Source organism: Enterobacter cloacae complex sp. P42RS, assembly GCF_014930595.1.
GTDB classification, from domain to species: Bacteria; Pseudomonadota; Gammaproteobacteria; order Enterobacterales; family Enterobacteriaceae; genus Enterobacter; species Enterobacter bugandensis.
In genome coordinates this window covers 98641-114121 of sequence record NZ_JADBRK010000014.1, presented here as the reverse complement: position 1 = coordinate 114121, position 15481 = coordinate 98641, and the positions used below count along the sequence as shown (strand labels likewise).

13 protein-coding genes and 2 pseudogenes are annotated in these 15481 nt (G+C 57.7%); 5 read left to right on the top strand and 10 right to left on the bottom strand.

Features of this window, described 5'->3' with window-relative positions:
• The 5 genes and pseudogenes from IM314_RS16470 to bglX all read right to left on the bottom strand — a co-directional run.
• Window positions 1-239 (bottom strand): annotated as a pseudogene (locus IM314_RS16470) (ABC transporter permease); the annotation flags it as partial.
• The gene (locus IM314_RS16465; RefSeq protein WP_193358806.1) at window positions 223-1173 is read right to left on the bottom strand and encodes an ABC transporter ATP-binding protein; all 951 of its coding nucleotides are present in this window, start codon (window positions 1171-1173) and stop codon (window positions 223-225) included. The pseudogene IM314_RS16470 and the gene IM314_RS16465, both read right to left, overlap by 17 nt.
• Complete coding sequence (locus IM314_RS16460; protein ID WP_193358807.1) at window positions 1166-2323, bottom strand: ABC transporter permease; 1158 nt, start codon at window positions 2321-2323, stop codon at window positions 1166-1168. Before IM314_RS16460 ends, IM314_RS16465 begins: the two co-directional genes overlap by 8 nt.
• Before the next feature lie 12 nt (window positions 2324-2335).
• Window positions 2336-3253, bottom strand: a complete 918-nt coding sequence (locus IM314_RS16455) for an ABC transporter substrate-binding protein (protein ID WP_041909045.1) — start codon at window positions 3251-3253, stop codon at window positions 2336-2338.
• A 147-nt stretch (window positions 3254-3400) separates the two neighbouring features.
• Entirely contained in the window at window positions 3401-5698 is a 2298-nt protein-coding gene (gene bglX, locus IM314_RS16450) for a beta-glucosidase BglX (RefSeq protein WP_041909044.1), read from the bottom strand.
• Window positions 5699-5887: 189 nt separating this feature from the next.
• Between bglX and dld the strand changes: the two genes are divergently transcribed.
• Together dld and IM314_RS16440 are read left to right on the top strand one after the other, a co-directional pair.
• Window positions 5888-7636 carry a D-lactate dehydrogenase gene (dld, locus tag IM314_RS16445; protein ID WP_045259739.1) on the top strand — a complete coding sequence of 583 codons (1749 nt, stop codon included), beginning with the start codon at window positions 5888-5890 and terminating at the stop codon, window positions 7634-7636.
• Between the two features lie 112 nt (window positions 7637-7748).
• Window positions 7749-8303, top strand: a complete 555-nt coding sequence (locus IM314_RS16440) for a GNAT family N-acetyltransferase (RefSeq protein WP_028013845.1) — start codon at window positions 7749-7751, stop codon at window positions 8301-8303.
• A gap of 93 nt (window positions 8304-8396) precedes the next feature.
• Here IM314_RS16440 and pbpG read toward each other — a convergent pair whose 3' ends face one another.
• Together pbpG and IM314_RS16430 are read right to left on the bottom strand one after the other, a co-directional pair.
• Window positions 8397-9320: a D-alanyl-D-alanine endopeptidase gene (gene pbpG / locus IM314_RS16435; protein WP_028013846.1), complete on the bottom strand. Its 924-nt coding sequence runs from the start codon at window positions 9318-9320 to the stop codon at window positions 8397-8399.
• Between the two features lie 167 nt (window positions 9321-9487).
• A complete protein-coding gene (locus IM314_RS16430; RefSeq protein ID WP_028013847.1) occupies window positions 9488-10075 on the bottom strand; it encodes a Yip1 family protein in 588 nt (195 codons plus the stop codon).
• Window positions 10076-10232: 157 nt separating this feature from the next.
• Here IM314_RS16430 and IM314_RS16425 point away from each other — a divergent pair, with 157 nt between their 5' ends.
• On the top strand, window positions 10233-10805 hold the full coding sequence (locus IM314_RS16425; RefSeq protein ID WP_193358808.1) for a DedA family protein: 573 nt from the start codon (window positions 10233-10235) through the stop codon (window positions 10803-10805).
• A 44-nt stretch (window positions 10806-10849) separates the two neighbouring features.
• On the opposite strand, the gene IM314_RS16420 is transcribed toward IM314_RS16425, so the two are convergent.
• From IM314_RS16420 to dusC, 3 genes and pseudogenes are all read right to left on the bottom strand, one after another.
• On the bottom strand, window positions 10850-11614 hold the full coding sequence (locus IM314_RS16420; RefSeq protein WP_193358809.1) for an SDR family oxidoreductase: 765 nt from the start codon (window positions 11612-11614) through the stop codon (window positions 10850-10852).
• Window positions 11615-11664: 50 nt separating this feature from the next.
• Window positions 11665-13083 (bottom strand): annotated as a pseudogene (gene mdtQ, locus IM314_RS16415) (multidrug resistance outer membrane protein MdtQ).
• 152 nt (window positions 13084-13235) lie between these two features.
• Window positions 13236-14168, bottom strand: a complete 933-nt coding sequence (dusC, locus tag IM314_RS16410; protein WP_193358810.1) for a tRNA dihydrouridine(16) synthase DusC — start codon at window positions 14166-14168, stop codon at window positions 13236-13238.
• A 167-nt stretch (window positions 14169-14335) separates the two neighbouring features.
• On the opposite strand from dusC, the gene IM314_RS16405 reads away from it, so the two are divergent.
• Entirely contained in the window at window positions 14336-14731 is a 396-nt protein-coding gene (locus tag IM314_RS16405) for a CidA/LrgA family protein (RefSeq protein ID WP_014884558.1), read from the top strand.
• Window positions 14728-15423 (top strand): CidB/LrgB family autolysis modulator, encoded by a 696-nt coding sequence (locus IM314_RS16400; protein ID WP_188245683.1) that lies wholly within the window; start codon window positions 14728-14730, stop codon window positions 15421-15423. Before IM314_RS16405 ends, IM314_RS16400 begins: the two co-directional genes overlap by 4 nt.
• The last annotated feature ends 58 nt before the right edge of the window (window positions 15424-15481 follow it).

Here is a 15481-nt window from a genome sequence, read left to right as displayed (position 1 = left end):
CCCGCAGGCCGCGTGACCGCGATGCCCGCCCCCACGCCCAGCACAACCGCGATGGCGCTTGAGAGCGCCACCAGCCAGAGATGCGCCAGGGCGAGATTAATGAAGCTCTCCTGCTGATACACCGGCCGTGGTAGCCCCGGAAAAAGAGTGTTAAACAGCGCCGCGCTGTGAGGCATCAGAAACAGTAAGGCGACAAAGAGCGCTACCAGCCAGAGGAGCGGATCACGCAGTGCCTTCACGCGTCACCCCCCCGGCCAGCAGATCGCGAAAATGCAGGCTGCCGCACGGCGCACCCCTGACATCCGCCACGGGCAGGACTTCGCACCGACGCGCGACAAACGCGGAGAGGGCATCCCGCAGGCTCATCTGCTCCTGTAGCGGTTCCCCGCCGGGCGGTGCATTCTCCCGGCGCATATAGTCTCCGACCGTCCGCAGGGAGAGCAGCCTGACGCCCAGCTCGCTGCGGCCAAAAAACTCGCGCACAAAGTCATTCTTTGGGCTGGTCAGCAGCGCAAGCGGCACGCCCTGCTGCACCACCTCGCCGTGGTCCATCAGCACCAGATGGTCGGCCAGGCGCAGGGCTTCATCTATATCGTGCGTCACGAGGACGATGGTTCGACCAAGAATGCGGTGAATGCGGGTCATCTCCGTTTGCAGCGCCCCGCGCGTAACGGGATCCAGCGCGCCAAAGGGTTCATCCATCAGCAGCACCTGCGGGTTAGCCGCCAGCGCGCGCGCCACGCCCACGCGCTGCTGTTGTCCACCGGAGAGCTGGTGAGGATAGCGGTTGCGCAACGCGGGCTCCAGCCCCAGCAGAGACATCAGTTCATCAACGCGGTCAGCGATTTTAGCCCGCGACCATTTCTCCAGCTGCAGCACGGTGGCGATGTTCTGTGCCACCGTCCAGTGCGGAAACAGGCCGATAGACTGAATGGCATAGCCCATTCGGCGGCGCAGCTCCAGCACCGGCAGGCTGCGGATCTCTTCCCCGGCAAAGCGAATTAACCCGCTGTCATGCTCCACCAGCCGGTTGATCATCTTCAGCGTGGTGGATTTTCCCGAGCCCGAAGTGCCAATCAGCACGGAAAATGCCCCCTCGGCAAAGTTCAGGTTCAGATGGCTTGCCGCCGGGCGGCCGGCAAAGGTTTTACTCACATCATGAAATTCAATCATTGGCTCTTCTCCTGAGCAGCGCGAGCCATAAGGCAAACAGGGCGTCGACGACAACCGCCAGCGCAATGGTAGGGACTACGCCTAACAACACCAGATCGAGGGCGCTGCTCAGCAGCCCCTGGAACACCAGCGCGCCAAAGCCGCCCGCTCCAATCAGCGCGGCAATCACCGCCATGCCAACGGTCTGAACCGCTACCACCCGCAGGCTGCGCAGCAGCAGGGGCAGCGCCAGCGGGAGCTGTATCTTCCAGAAACACTGTCGCGCGCTCATCCCCATCGCATGGGCGCTTTCCAGCACATCCGGCGCAACCTGGCTTAAGCCGGCGACTACGCCGCGCACCAGCGGGAGCAGCGCGTACAGCACCAGCGCAATCAGCGCGGGTGTTAACCCCGTTCCGGCGATACCCACCGCGCCCAGCGCGGGAAACGACTTCACCAGCCCGGCCAGGGGGGCAATCAGCAGGCCAAACAGCGCAACGGAGGGAATGGTCTGGATGACGTTGAGCACGGCAAAGATGCTACCCTGACGTGAGGGATGACGGTAACACCACATGCCGAGCGGTATCCCGATCAGCAGCGCCGGGATCAGCGTGCCGAAAAGGATCGTCAAATGTTGCGCCAGGGCATCATCAAATACCTCCTGACGGTTGGCGTACTCTTTTAACAGCGAGAGGTCGTTCAGTTCACCACTGAACAATAACAGCAGCGGAATAGACCATATCTGCGCATTAAGCACCCAGCGCCAGACAGAACTGGCGATGAGACGACGAATCGCATCGCTGCTGGCCAGTAAACACAAAGCCACCCAGAGCCACAGGCCGCTACCTGGCGTAGTTCTCGCCAGCGGACTTTCCGCCGAGGCCATATGCGTTGCCGCCAGCCCCGCGCTCCAGAACAGCGCGATAAAGAGACCTTCCGAGAGCAGCAGCGTTAGCCACTGCGCCGTTCGCCCTTGCCAGAGCGACAGTCCAACCCACGCGGCCAGCGCAGCCGCCAGCCACCACGGCGTGAACGACCATACGTCCCAGAGAGCACGCCCTTCCCCCGACATCAGGCGGTTAGGCGCGACGTTCACAAACGGTAACGCGACCGCCGCGATGGCCACGCAGGCCAACAGCAGCAGTACGCGGTTATGACATTTTATTGGCACAGCCCTTTCCCGTTACTTCACAAGCCCTTGTTGTTTCAGGAAGTCGGCGGCCACTTTTTTGGCATCCAGTCCCTCGACGGCAATGCTGGCATTCAGCTGTTGCAGCGTTTTTTCATCCAGCTTTTCGAAGACCGGTTTGAGCCATTCAGCAATATCCGGGTAGGCTTTCAGTACCGCCTCACGCACAACCGGGGTTGGAGCGTAGATCGGCTGAACGCCTTTTGGATCGGTCAGGGTTTGCAGGCCCAGCGCCGCGACCGGGCCGTCGGTGCCGTAGGCCATCGCCGCGTTAACGCCGGAGGTTTGCTGCGCCGCCGCCTTAATGGTTACCGCCGTATCTCCGCCCGCCAGCGAGAGCAGTTGTGCCTGGTCGAGCTTGAAGTCGTAGGCTTTTTCAAACGCCGGCAGCGCGTCAGGACGCTCGATAAACTCCGCGGACGCCGCGAGCTTGAAGTCGCCCTTCTCTTTCAGGTAGCGGCTGAGATCCGCAAGCGAGGTGAGCTTCCCTTTCTCCGCCACGTCCTTACGCACGGCGATAGTCCAGGTATTGTTGGCCGGGGCCGGGGTCAGCCAGACCAGCTTGTTCTGTTCCGCGTCGAGTTTTTTGACTTTTTCATAGCCAGCTTTGGCGTTTTTCCATGCTGGATCGTTCTCTTCTTTAAAGAAGAACGCGCCGTTGCCGGTATATTCAGGATAGATATCCAGCTCGCCGGAGGTAATCGCGCCGCGCACGACGGGCGTGGTGCCCAGTTGAACTTTATTGACGGTTTTCACGCCGTGGCTTTCCAGCACCTGGAGAATAATATTCCCGAGCAGCGCGCCCTCGGTATCGATCTTTGAGCCCACTTTTACCGGCTCCGCCGCCTGTAACGGCAGGCTTAGCGCCGCGAGTAGCGCCGCAGAAACTACCATCCCCGATTTAATCGTCATTCCACTATCCTCATTTTTTTTGCTGCCTTTTTCAGAGGCTTGAGAGAAAAGCGTAGCTTAAAACGGCGGATTTACCCGGCAAAATGCCTTTTTAGCATAAGGTAAGACGCATCCCCCGATGGACGGGGGATGCAAAGGAGGGAAAGGTTACAGCAGCTCGAACTCGCCTTTATTTACGCGGGCGGAATCCACCCCGATAAAGACGTTAAACTTGCCCGGTTCCGCATCATATTTCATCTGCTGGTTCCAGAACTTGAGCGCATCCACGTCAATCGGGAAGCTGATGGTTTTGGTTTCGCCAGGCTTGAGATTGACCTTCTCAAAGCCGCGCAGCTGCTTCACAGGACGGCTCATCGAGGCGGTGACATCCTGCACGTACATCTGAATCACCGTTGCCCCTTCACGCTTGCCGGTGTTGGTCACCTCGACGCTGGCGGTGACCTTGCCGTCACGCTTCAGGCTCGGCGCCGACATTTTCACCTCAGAGACCTTGAAGGTGGTGTAGCTCAGGCCATAACCAAACGGGTAGAGCGGGCCGTTAGCTTCGTCAAAGTAACGAGACGTGTATTTGTTCGGCTTGTCGGCGTTGTACGGGCGGCCGGTGTTCAGGTGGCTGTAGTAAACCGGGATCTGCCCGACGGAGCGCGGGAAGGACATCGGCAGCTTGCCCGACGGGTTGTAATCGCCAAACAATACGTCGGCGATGGCGTTACCGCCTTCGGTGCCGGCGAACCAGGTTTCCAGAATGGCGTCAGCCTGCTGGTCCTCTTTCACCAGCGCCAGCGGACGACCGTTCATCAGCACCAGCACCAGCGGCTTGCCGGTCGCTTTCAGGGCGGCGATCAGATCGCGCTGGCTCTGCGGGATGGTAATGTCGGTACGGCTGGAAGCTTCGTGCGCCATACCCTGCGCTTCCCCCACGACCGCGACAACGACGTCAGACTGCTTCGCCGCGTTGACCGCTTCGTCGATCATCTCCTTCGGCGTGCGCGGATCGACCTTCACCGCTTCCTCGTACTGGTTGAGGAAGGTGACGATGTCTTTATCGTCGGTGACGTTCGCCCCTTTGGCGTACACCACTTTGGCGTTTTCACCGACGGCGCTCTTGATGCCGGTCAGGACGGTAACGGACTGATCGGCCACGCCCGCAGCAGACCAGCTCCCCATCACGTCGCGCTTGCTGTCAGCCAGCGGGCCGACCACAGCAATAGTGCCGGATTTTTTCAGCGGCAGCGTGTCGAGGCGGTTCTTCAGCAGCACCAGGCTTTCGCGCGCCACTTCACGCGCTTCTTTGCGATGCAGGCGGCTTTCGGCGTTAGTATCCGCCGGGTCAGAATCTTTCGGCCCCAGGTGGCTGTACGGATCGTTAAACAGCCCCATGTCATATTTCACGTTCAGCACGTGGCGCGCGGCATCGTCCAGCTCCGCCATCGTTACCTTGCCGCTCTTCACCAGCCCCGGCAGGTATTTGCTGTAGTACTCGTCGCTCATGCTCATGTTGATGCCGGACTTGAGCGCCACGCGCACCGCGTCTTCCGGATCGGACGCCGTGCCGTGCTTGATCAGCTCTTTAATCGCGCCGTGGTCGGAAACAGTGATGCCCTTAAAGCCCCACTGGTCACGCAGGACGTCTTTCAGCAGCCAGGAATCGGAGGTCGCAGGCGTGCCGTTCAGCGAGTTCAGCGCCACCATCACCGCGCCGCTGCCCGCATCCAGCCCTGCCTTGTACGGCGGCATGTAGTCGTTAAACAGGCGCTGTGGGCTCATGTCGACGGTGTTGTACTCTTTACCGCCTTCCACGGCGCCGTAGGCCGCAAAGTGTTTAACGCTGGTCATCACCGAGTAACGGTCCGCCGGGCTCTTGCCCTGCATCGCTTCCACCATGGTTTTGCCCATCGTGGCCGTTAAATAGGTGTCTTCACCGAAGCCTTCCGAGGCGCGGCCCCAGCGCGGATCGCGCGAGACGTCCACCATCGGTGCCCAGGTCATGTTCAGGCCGTCGTCCGCCGCTTCATAGGCCGACACGCGCCCGACGGTTTTCACCGCGTCGAGGTTAAATGAGGAGGCTAAGCCGAGGCTGATTGGGAAGACGGTGCGCTGGCCGTGCACCACGTCATAGGCGAAGAACAGAGGGATTTTCAGGCGGCTGAGCTGCATCACCTGATCCTGCATGGCGCGGATATCCTGGCGGGTGACGGTGTTAAAAATCGCGCCCACCTGGTTCTCTTTGATCATCTCGCGGATGGCCTCTTTCGGGTTATCCGGGCCAACGCTGATCAGACGCAGCTGGCCGATTTTTTCATCGACCGTCATCTTCTTAAGCAACTCCGTGACAAACGCGTCGCGGGCTTCAGGCGTGAGCGGGTGATTACCAAACAAATCCTCTGCCAGCGCAGGTTGCAGCGCCAGGCTGACGGCGACACCTACAGAACATAGCCATTTCATGTTGTTATTCTCTCTCATCAATAACCGTGGGAAGCACCCGGCCAGACCGTGCGAAAAGCGCAGTGTGCCATAAACCCTCTGAACGTTGCAGGGTTATTCTCTGATTTTTCTCGTGAATACTCGACCGCTGAACAGTTAATCGCGCTATGCTTTACAGCGAGAAATTTGCCCCACCACAAGGAGTGGAAGATGACTTCTGTTCGAACTGACGATAACAAAACATTTATTAACGAACTGTCGCGCCTGGTTGGCTCCTCTCACCTGCTTACCGACCCGGCCAAAACCGCCCGCTACCGTAAGGGTTTCCGCTCCGGCCAGGGCGACGCGCTGGCGGTGGTCTTCCCCGGCACGCTGCTGGAGCTGTGGCGCGTGCTGAGCGCCTGCGTTGCGGCGGACAAGATTATTTTAATGCAGGCGGCCAACACCGGCCTGACCGAAGGTTCCACGCCGAACGGCAACGATTACGATCGCGATATCGTGATTATCAGCACCCTGCGCCTCGACAAGCTGCACCTGCTGGACAAAGGCGAGCAGGTGCTCGCGTTCCCGGGGACCACGCTCTACTCGCTGGAAAAAGCGCTTAAGCCGCTGGGCCGCGAGCCGCACTCGGTGATCGGCTCCTCCTGCATTGGCGCCTCGGTGGTCGGTGGGATTTGCAATAACTCCGGCGGTTCGCTGGTCCAGCGCGGCCCGGCCTACACCGAAATGTCACTTTTTGCCCGCATCGATGAAAACGGCAAGCTGACGCTGGTGAACCACCTGGGCATCGATCTGGGCGTGACGCCGGAACAGATCCTCAGCAAGCTCGACGACGACCGCGTGAGGGACGAAGACGTGCAGCACGACGGTCGCCACGCGCACGACCACGATTACATCACCCGCGTGCGCGATATCGAGGCCGATACCCCGGCGCGCTATAACGCTGACCCGGACCGCCTGTTTGAATCCTCCGGCTGCGCGGGCAAGCTGGCCGTTTTTGCAGTGCGCCTCGACACTTTCCCGGCAGAGAAAAAGCAGCAGGTGTTTTACATCGGCACTAATCAGCCTGAGGTGCTGACAGAGATACGCCGTCATATTCTGGGCGAATTCACCCATCTGCCGGTGGCGGGCGAGTACATGCATCGGGATATTTACGACATCGCGGAGCGCTACGGGAAAGACACCTTCCTGATGATCGATAAGCTTGGCACCGACAAAATGCCGTTCTTCTTCACCATGAAGGGCCGCACCGACGCGATGCTGGAGAAAGTGCCGCTGTTCAAGCCCCACTTTACCGACCGCTTTATGCAGAAGCTGGGCAACGTTTTCCCTGCGCATCTGCCGGAGCGAATGAAAACCTGGCGTGATAAGTACGAACATCACCTGCTGCTGAAAATGGCCGGGGACGGGATCGCCGAAGCGCAGAGCTGGCTGACCGAGTTCTTCAGGACGGCTGAGGGTGATTTCTTTGCCTGCACGCCGGAAGAAGGCAGCAAAGCCTTCCTGCACCGCTTCGCCGCGGCGGGTGCCGCTATCCGTTACCAGGCGGTGCATTCCGAAGAAGTGGAAGATATTCTGGCGCTGGATATCGCCCTGCGACGCAACGACACCGAATGGTTTGAGCATCTGCCGCCGGAAATCGACAGCAAGCTGGTGCATAAACTCTATTACGGCCACTTTATGTGCTACGTCTTCCATCAGGACTACATCGTCAAAAAAGGGGTAGATGCTCATGAACTGAAGGAGCAGATGCTCGCCCTGCTGCGCGAGCGTGGCGCACAATATCCTGCGGAACACAACGTCGGGCATCTTTATAAAGCCCCTGACGCCCTTAAGCAGTTTTATCGCGAGAATGACCCTACAAACAGCATGAATCCCGGCATAGGGAAAACAACGCGGAAGAAATACTGGAAAGAGAGTGCAGACGCGGAGCAGCGCATAACGCAAGCGTCTGATTAAACCCTACAGCCAAATTTGAGAGATTGTTTCGCGCGCCTTAATCGTAATAGAGTAGCGGTCTGTCGCCGGAGAAATGTTTCTCCGGCATTCTATAATGAGGAGCAGGCGCATCATGTCGGCTGTTGATGTTTTATCCGAAACCGAACTGGAAGTGCGCGACGCCCTTCCCGATGATGTGCATGCCATCGCCGCCATCTATGCCTGGCATGTGCTTCACGGACGCGCATCATTCGAAGAAGTCCCCCCCACCATCGACGAAATGCGTCAGCGCATGAAAAGCGTGGCCGAGAACGGTTTACCGTGGCTCATCGCGCTCTATCGCGGCATCGTGGTGGGCTATTGTTACGCCACCCCTTACCGACCGCGTCAGGCCTATCGCTATACTCTGGAAGAGTCGATTTACGTGGATGCCAGCATCACCGGACGCGGTTTTGGCACCGCATTAATGAACGCGCTGATCGCGCGCTGCGAGCAGGGCCCGTGGCGGCAGATGATTGCCGTTGTGGGAGATGGCAATAATAATTCCGGCTCGTTACGGCTGCATAAAAAACACGGCTTTGAGATTGTCGGTCAGCTTCGCAGCGTGGGGTATAAGAAAGGCGACTGGCGGGATACGGTGATAATGCAGCGCCCGCTCAACGATGGGGACTGGACGCTGCCGGAATAAACGTAAAACGGTAACCTGGGTTACCGTTTTTAGTGTTTTCTCCCTCTCCCGTGGGAGAGGGTCGGGGTGAGGGCATCAACGCGCAGAGGGGAATTAATCGTTTTGCGCCGTCGCCATCTGCTCCGCTTTCTGCTTTTTATAGGTCAATGCCGCAGCCGGAACGGGCTGCACTTTCCCGGTCTCAATCCAGGTCCGCAGGCGGCTCGCATCCGCGAAGTGGGTATATTTCCCGAAGGCATCCATCACCACCAGCGCCACCGGCTTACCGTTAAACACGGTGCGCATCACCAGGCAGTGGCCTGCCGCATTGGTAAACCCGGTTTTGGTTAACTGAATATTCCAGTTCTCGCGGTACACCAGATGGTTCGTGTTGCGAAACGGCAGCGTGTAAGACGGATTCGAGAATGTCGCCATGTCCTCACGCGTGGTGCTGAGCTGGCCGAGCAGCGGGTACTGCTTGCTGGCAATCAGCAGTTTCGTCAGATCGCGGGCCGTGGAGACGTTGTTAATCGACAGACCCGTCGGTTCAACAAAATGAGTATTGCTCATCCCCAGCGCTTTGGCTTTGGCGTTCATCGCGCGGATAAAGGCATCGTAACCGCCAGGATAGTGGTGCGCCAGACTTGCCGCCGCACGGTTTTCGGACGACATCAGCGCCAGCAGCAGCATATTTTTACGGCTGATTTCACTGTTCAGGCGCACGCGAGAGTAGATCCCTTTCATCTCCGGCGTGTGGCTGATATCCACTTTCAGCTTTTCGTCCAGCGGCAGGCGAGCATCAAGCACCACCATCGCGGTCATTAATTTGGTTATTGAGGCGATCGGGCGCACCAGGTCCGGGTGGCTGGCGTAAATCACCTTATTGGTGTTGAGATCAACAATCATCGCGCTGCCGGACGCAATTTGCGGCTGAGCAGCAGCGGTGGTCACCGCGGGCGTTTTGGCGACGGCTGGCACGGCAGCGGACGCGCCCAGCAGCAGCGCCAGGCTAAGTAAGGAGACACGAAATTTCAGCATGGTGAGACTTCTGATAATTATTCACGCACGTAATGACGTACACCGCCTGCGTCGACGAATAAACACAGGCTGGCTTCGGCATCATAGCGGTCACCGTGCTTTGTCGCCAGCGGATAATCGTGAACAGATGCTGCATTGCTGGCATTTACGCCAGCAATGCAGTGAGCTTAGAAGAGACGGTATCCATAACCCCAAAGAATAACCGTCAGTGCCAGTAACACCTCCAGTACCAGCACCCCGATGGCAAGCGTGGAGCCGGAGAAGCTCAGGCCCTCTTCTTTATTGATATTCAGGAAGGTTGGAACGCCCAGATACAGCAGATAACCGGTGTAAAAGAGCGCAACAGTACCGATCAGCGCGCACAGCCAGACCAGTGGATAGAGCGCAACAATACCGCTTAAGAACAGCGGGGTCGCGACGTATCCGGCGAAGACCATACAGTGTGCCAGCGATGGACGCTGTGGGTAGTTACGCGCCATCCAGTGAATGACGCGCCCCATGACCGCCACCCCTGCCAGCATCAGGCCATAAAAGAGAATGGCCAGATAAAGCCCGGTAAACCAGGAGAGCTGAACCACGGTACCGTCACCGAAGTTCCAGCCGATTTGTGTTGTGCCAATAAACGCGCATATTACCGGCACCGCGGCCATCAGCAGCACATGGTGGGTGTAATGATGCGAGACCGTTTCGTTCTCACTTTTGATGACATGCATTTCACGATCGGGATGGGAGAAAAGTCCCCAGACATGGTTCATAGCGCCCCCTTGTTGTCGGCCCGTCAGCGATACCTTAAGTATAATGCAGGCTTTAGATTATTTTATGTACAGTGGGAAATTTCCGTTGATTGCCGCGCGGTTGATTCATGAGGTATATGATTAAACGAGGTACGCAGAGGGAGATAACCGTTACGTAATGGAAATTAACGCACTCATTGAACAATATGGATATGCCGCGCTGGTCATCGGCAGCGTGGCGGAAGGTGAAACCATCACGCTGCTGGGCGGCGTCGCCGCGCATCAGGGCTTACTGAAGTTTCCGCTGGTCGTCGCTGCGGTCGCGCTGGGCGGCATGATTGGCGATCAGCTGCTCTACTTCCTGGGGCTGCGCTTTGGGCCGACGCTGCTCAAGCGTTTCGTTAAACACAAAAAGAAAATCAACCGCGCGCAGCGCCTGATCCAGCGTCACCCTTATCTGTTCGTCATAGGCACCCGCTTTATGTACGGCTTCAGGATCATCGGGCCGATACTGATTGGTGCCAGCCGCCTGCCGCCAAAAATTTTCCTGCCGCTGAATATTGTTGGCGCGATAGCCTGGGCGCTGATCTTCACGACGCTTGGTTACGTGGGTGGCGAGGTGATTGGCCCGTGGCTGCATAACCTTGACCAGCACCTGAAGCACTGGGCGTGGTTGATTCTGGTGGTTGTGGCGGTGATTGGGGTCAGGCTGTGGATGCGGCACAGAGAGAAGAAGCGGGACGAGGAGTGAGTCAGCCTGGTGCCCCTCACCCCTTTGGGGAGAGGGGAAACCTGTTACCCTTCCGGCTTAAACTGCGGGTTCGCCAGCATAAAGCCCCCGTCGACGATAAACGATTGCCCTGTGGTATAGCTGGCGTCGCTGTCACACAGCCACGCCACCAGGCTGGCGATTTCTTTGGTGCGGCCCGGCCTTGCCAGCGGAATTTCCGGCATTGACCCTTCCTTCACTTCGCTGTCGTCCATATCGTTCATCGGCGTGGCAATGGCCCCCGGCGCGACGGCGTTCACCAGAATCTTGTGCTTCACCAGCTCCATCGCCATCGATTTGGTTAAGCCGCCGAGCGCATGTTTCGCAGCCGTGTAAGCGCTGGCATCAGGCAGCGGCGTGTGCTCATGCACCGAGGTGATGTTCACAATCCGCCCCCCTTCCCCCTGCTTCACCATCTGCCGTGCCGCAATCTGCGAGCAGAGAAACGCGCCGTCCACGTCGACGGTAAAAATGTTCCGCCAGTCGTCAAACGCCATCTCAAGAAATGGCGCTTTGGTCATCGCTCCGGCATTGTTAACCAGCACGTCCAGCCGGCCGAAACGCGCAATCAGCGTTTCAATGGCTTCAGCGCCGTCCGGGAGCGTGCTTAAATCAAGATGGATAGCCTCTGCGCGCTGCCCACGCGCTTCAACTTCACGGCAGGTTTCCATCGCCCCTTTTTCATCCGAATGCCAGGTGACGCCAATATCAAACCCGCGCTCTGCCAGCATCAGCGCCGTGGTTTTACCGATCCCGGAATCCGATGCGGTTACAATCGCTACTCTGTTCATACTCACCTCCTGAAAATGTGCAAAGAGGTAAGTATAGATAATCACCCTTTTTAGCCGTGATGATAGCCACCGCCCAGCGCGGACGTCAGCTGTAGCGTGGCATCCACGTACTGCCCTTTCAGGGTCAGTGCAGCGATATGTTCCTTGAGTGCCGGAATTTTGGCCTCGCTGACGCGGGAACCGGCAATAATCCCGACGCTAAAGCGCGCCTGTGCCAGTGCCACCACGCGCGCGGCATCTTTCTCGACCTGCTGCTGTTGCTGATTTTTTGCGGTCAGGGTTTCAACTTCGCTGGCCGTGCGCGCCACCTGATTAACGGCATCGACCACCGCTTTGTTGTAGTTCGCCACCGACAGATTGTTCTGCGCCTGGGCAATATCCAGATTCGCATTCAGCCTGCCGCTGTCGAAGATCGGCAGCGTCAGCCCGGCGGTGACGCCCATTTGCTGGGCGGAGGAACGGAACAGATCGCTCAGATGCAGGGCATCCTGCTGCAAGAATGCCATCAGATTCACGTCGGGATAGAAGGCGGCTTTGGCGGCATCCACTTCGCTCAGGGAAGCTTCAATGTACCAGTGCGCCTCCTGCAGATCCGGGCGGCGAGCCAGCAGCTCGTATCCCAGCGTGGTAGGCAACGCCGCTTCTGCTGCCGGTAAAGCATGGCGAGTCAGTTTCATTGAGGAGGTATTAGTCAGGGCCTGCAGACGTGCCTCAACGGCTTTCATTTTGCCTTTTACCCCGGCAAGCTGCTCTTCGGTTTTACTGGCATTGATATCGGTTTCGACACCTTCTACCGAAGATGTGATCCCGTGCTGATTCAGCTCGCGGTCGGCACCGATGATATTTTCCTGCTCGTGTTTAATCTGTGCGAGAACGTCCCCCACCGCGGCCTGGGTCTGCTACTCCCAGTAAAGCCGCGCGACGCTGCTGGCCAACAGCTGACGCGTCTGCTCCATCTCAGCTTTCTGGGCGTTGACCTTGCCGATACGGGCTTCAACCTGCGCGCGGTTTTTTCCCCACAAATCGAGATCCCAGCCCGCTGTCAGGCCAAAGGTACCGTTGGTATACCACGGCCCGGTGGTGCCCGCGGCCGGATCGGTAATGGCGAAGGGCCCCATCAGCCCTTCCGCAGACATCTTCTGCCGCTCCGCATCGGCGGAAAAATCCATCTGAGGGCCGTCTGCCGCCAGGGTGGCTTTCGCCTGCGCTTCCGCGAGCGTAATACGCTGTCGGGCGATTTGCATATCAGGCGCATCATTTAGCGCCTTCGCGATCAGAGAATTAAGCTGCGGATCGTTATAGTCTTTCCACCATTCGTTTTTCGGCCAGTCCGCATGACGAAGTTGGGTATTAACGGACGCGGCTGTCGTTTGCGTTTGAATTGGCGACACCGTGGAATGTTCCGGTGCGCAGGCAGCCAGCATAAAAACAAGGGGAGCACTCAGAGATAAAATAAGAAAACGTTTCATTACGCCATGCACTCAAAAAAATAAAGGCGCAACTTACGCTTGATGACGCGCTATTTTTTAGTAACGCGTGGCAATCCGCAAATTGTCATACACTTACATACTCGGCAAAATATTCACCGAGTGAATTATTTATTTTTAAATATAACTGCCGATTATTTTGACTGTATAACCCGCGCAATATCAGCCGACGTTTGCAGCGTGCGGATCTCTTGAAATAATCCCAGCGCTTCGCTGTACTCTTTGCGTAAATAACTCAGCCATTGTTTAATTCGCGCGACATGATACAAACCGGTGTCGCCCTGCTTCTCCAGACGGCTGTATTTTTGCAGCAGCGTCACCACGTCTGCCCACGGCATCCGCGGCTCGTTATATTTCACCACCCGGCTGAGGTTTGGCACGTTCAGCGCGCCGCGGCCTATCATCACCGCGTCGCAGCCCGTCTCTTTCATGCACGCCTGCGCGCTCTCGTAGTCCCAGATTTCACCGTTGGCGATAACCGGAATGCTGAGGCGTTTGCGGATCTCGCCAATCGCCTGCCAGTTAATGCGGTCCGCTTTATAGCCATCTTCTTTAGTACGTCCGTGCACCACCAGCTCGGTGGCCCCGGCCTGCTGCACCGCATCGGCAATTTCAAACTGTCGGGCGTCGCTGTCCCACCCCAGGCGCACCTTAACCGTCACCGGCAAATGCGAGGGCACGGCCTCACGCATCGCCTTCGCGCCGCGGTAAATCAGCTCAGGATCTTTCAGCAACGTCGCCCCGCCGCCGCTACCGTTCACCAGCTTCGACGGGCAGCCGCAGTTGAGATCCACCCCGTAAGAACCAAGCGCTACCGCGCGGGCGGCATTTTCCGCCAGCCATTCAGGATACTGACCGAGCAGCTGAATACGCACCAGCGTGCCGGAAGGGGTCCGGCTCTGGCGATGCAGTTCAGGGCAGAGACGATAGAATGACTTTTCTGGCAGCAACATATCGACCACGCGCAGGAACTCCGTCACGCAGAGATCGTAGTCGTTCACCTCGGTAAGCAGCTCGCGCACCAGAGAGTCGAGCACGCCTTCCATTGGGGCCAGTAAAACACGCATAACAGTACCTGTGAAAAAAGACGCGCTATAGTATCTGCTCTGTTTGTGTGTGGAAAGCCCGACGTTCCGATTCGGAATGTCTGGTATGCTCAAAATTCATGATGTGATCCGTGGCACATTTTCGGGTTTAATTGTATGATGAATGCGTTTCATCAAGGACTTTCACCATGAGCAAATCATTGAACATTATCTGGCAATATCTGCGCGCATTCGTCCTGATTTACGCCTGCCTGTATGCCGGCATTTTCATCGCGTCGCTGCTGCCTATCACCATTCCCGGCAGCATTATCGGTATGCTGATCCTCTTCGTTTTACTGGCGCTGCAAATTCTGCCTGCAAAGTGGGTCAATCCCGGCTGCTTCGTCCTAATTCGCTATATGGCACTGCTATTCGTGCCTATCGGCGTGGGCGTCATGCAGTATTTTGATTTGCTCAAGGCCCAGTTCGGCCCGATTGTTGTCTCCTGCGCGGTGAGTACGCTGGTGGTTTTCCTGGTGGTGAGCTGGAGTTCACATCTGGTGCATGGCGAACGTAACGTGATTGGGGAGAAAACAAAAAAATGATGGCTAATATCTGGTGGTCACTGCCGTTAACCCTGCTGGTATTCTTCGCCGCGCGCAAGCTTGCCGCACGATTTAAAATGCCCTTGCTGAACCCCCTGCTGGTGGCGATGGTGGTGATTATTCCGTTCCTGCTGCTCACCGGCATTCCTTACGAACGCTACTTTGCCGGCAGCAAAATCTTAAACGACCTTCTGCAGCCCGCCGTTGTCGCGCTTGCCTTTCCTTTATATGAGCAGCTGCACCAGATCCGCGCACGGTGGAAGTCCATCATTACTATCTGTTTTGTGGGAAGCCTGGTGGCGATGATCACTGGCACGTCGGTGGCGCTGTTGATGGGGGCCTCCCCGCAAATTGCCGCCTCTATCCTGCCTAAATCAGTGACCACGCCTATCGCGATGGCGGTAGGCGGCAGCCTCGGCGGTATTCCGGCCATCAGCGCGATGTGCGTGATTTTCGTCGGTATTCTCGGCGCGGTGTTTGGCCACACCCTGCTGAACGGGATGCGTATTCACACCAAAGCGGCGCGCGGGCTGTCGATGGGCACCGCCTCGCACGCGCTGGGTACCGCTCGCTGCGCGGAGCTGGACTATCAGGAAGGGGCGTTTAGCTCGCTTGCGCTGGTGATCTGCGGGATTATCACCTCCCTGCTCGCCCCGTTCATTTTCCCGCTGATTCTGGCGGCGATGGGCTAAAATTTGCGATGCGTCGCGCAAATTTCAGTTTGATTTCATAAGTTGCATACATAATGAG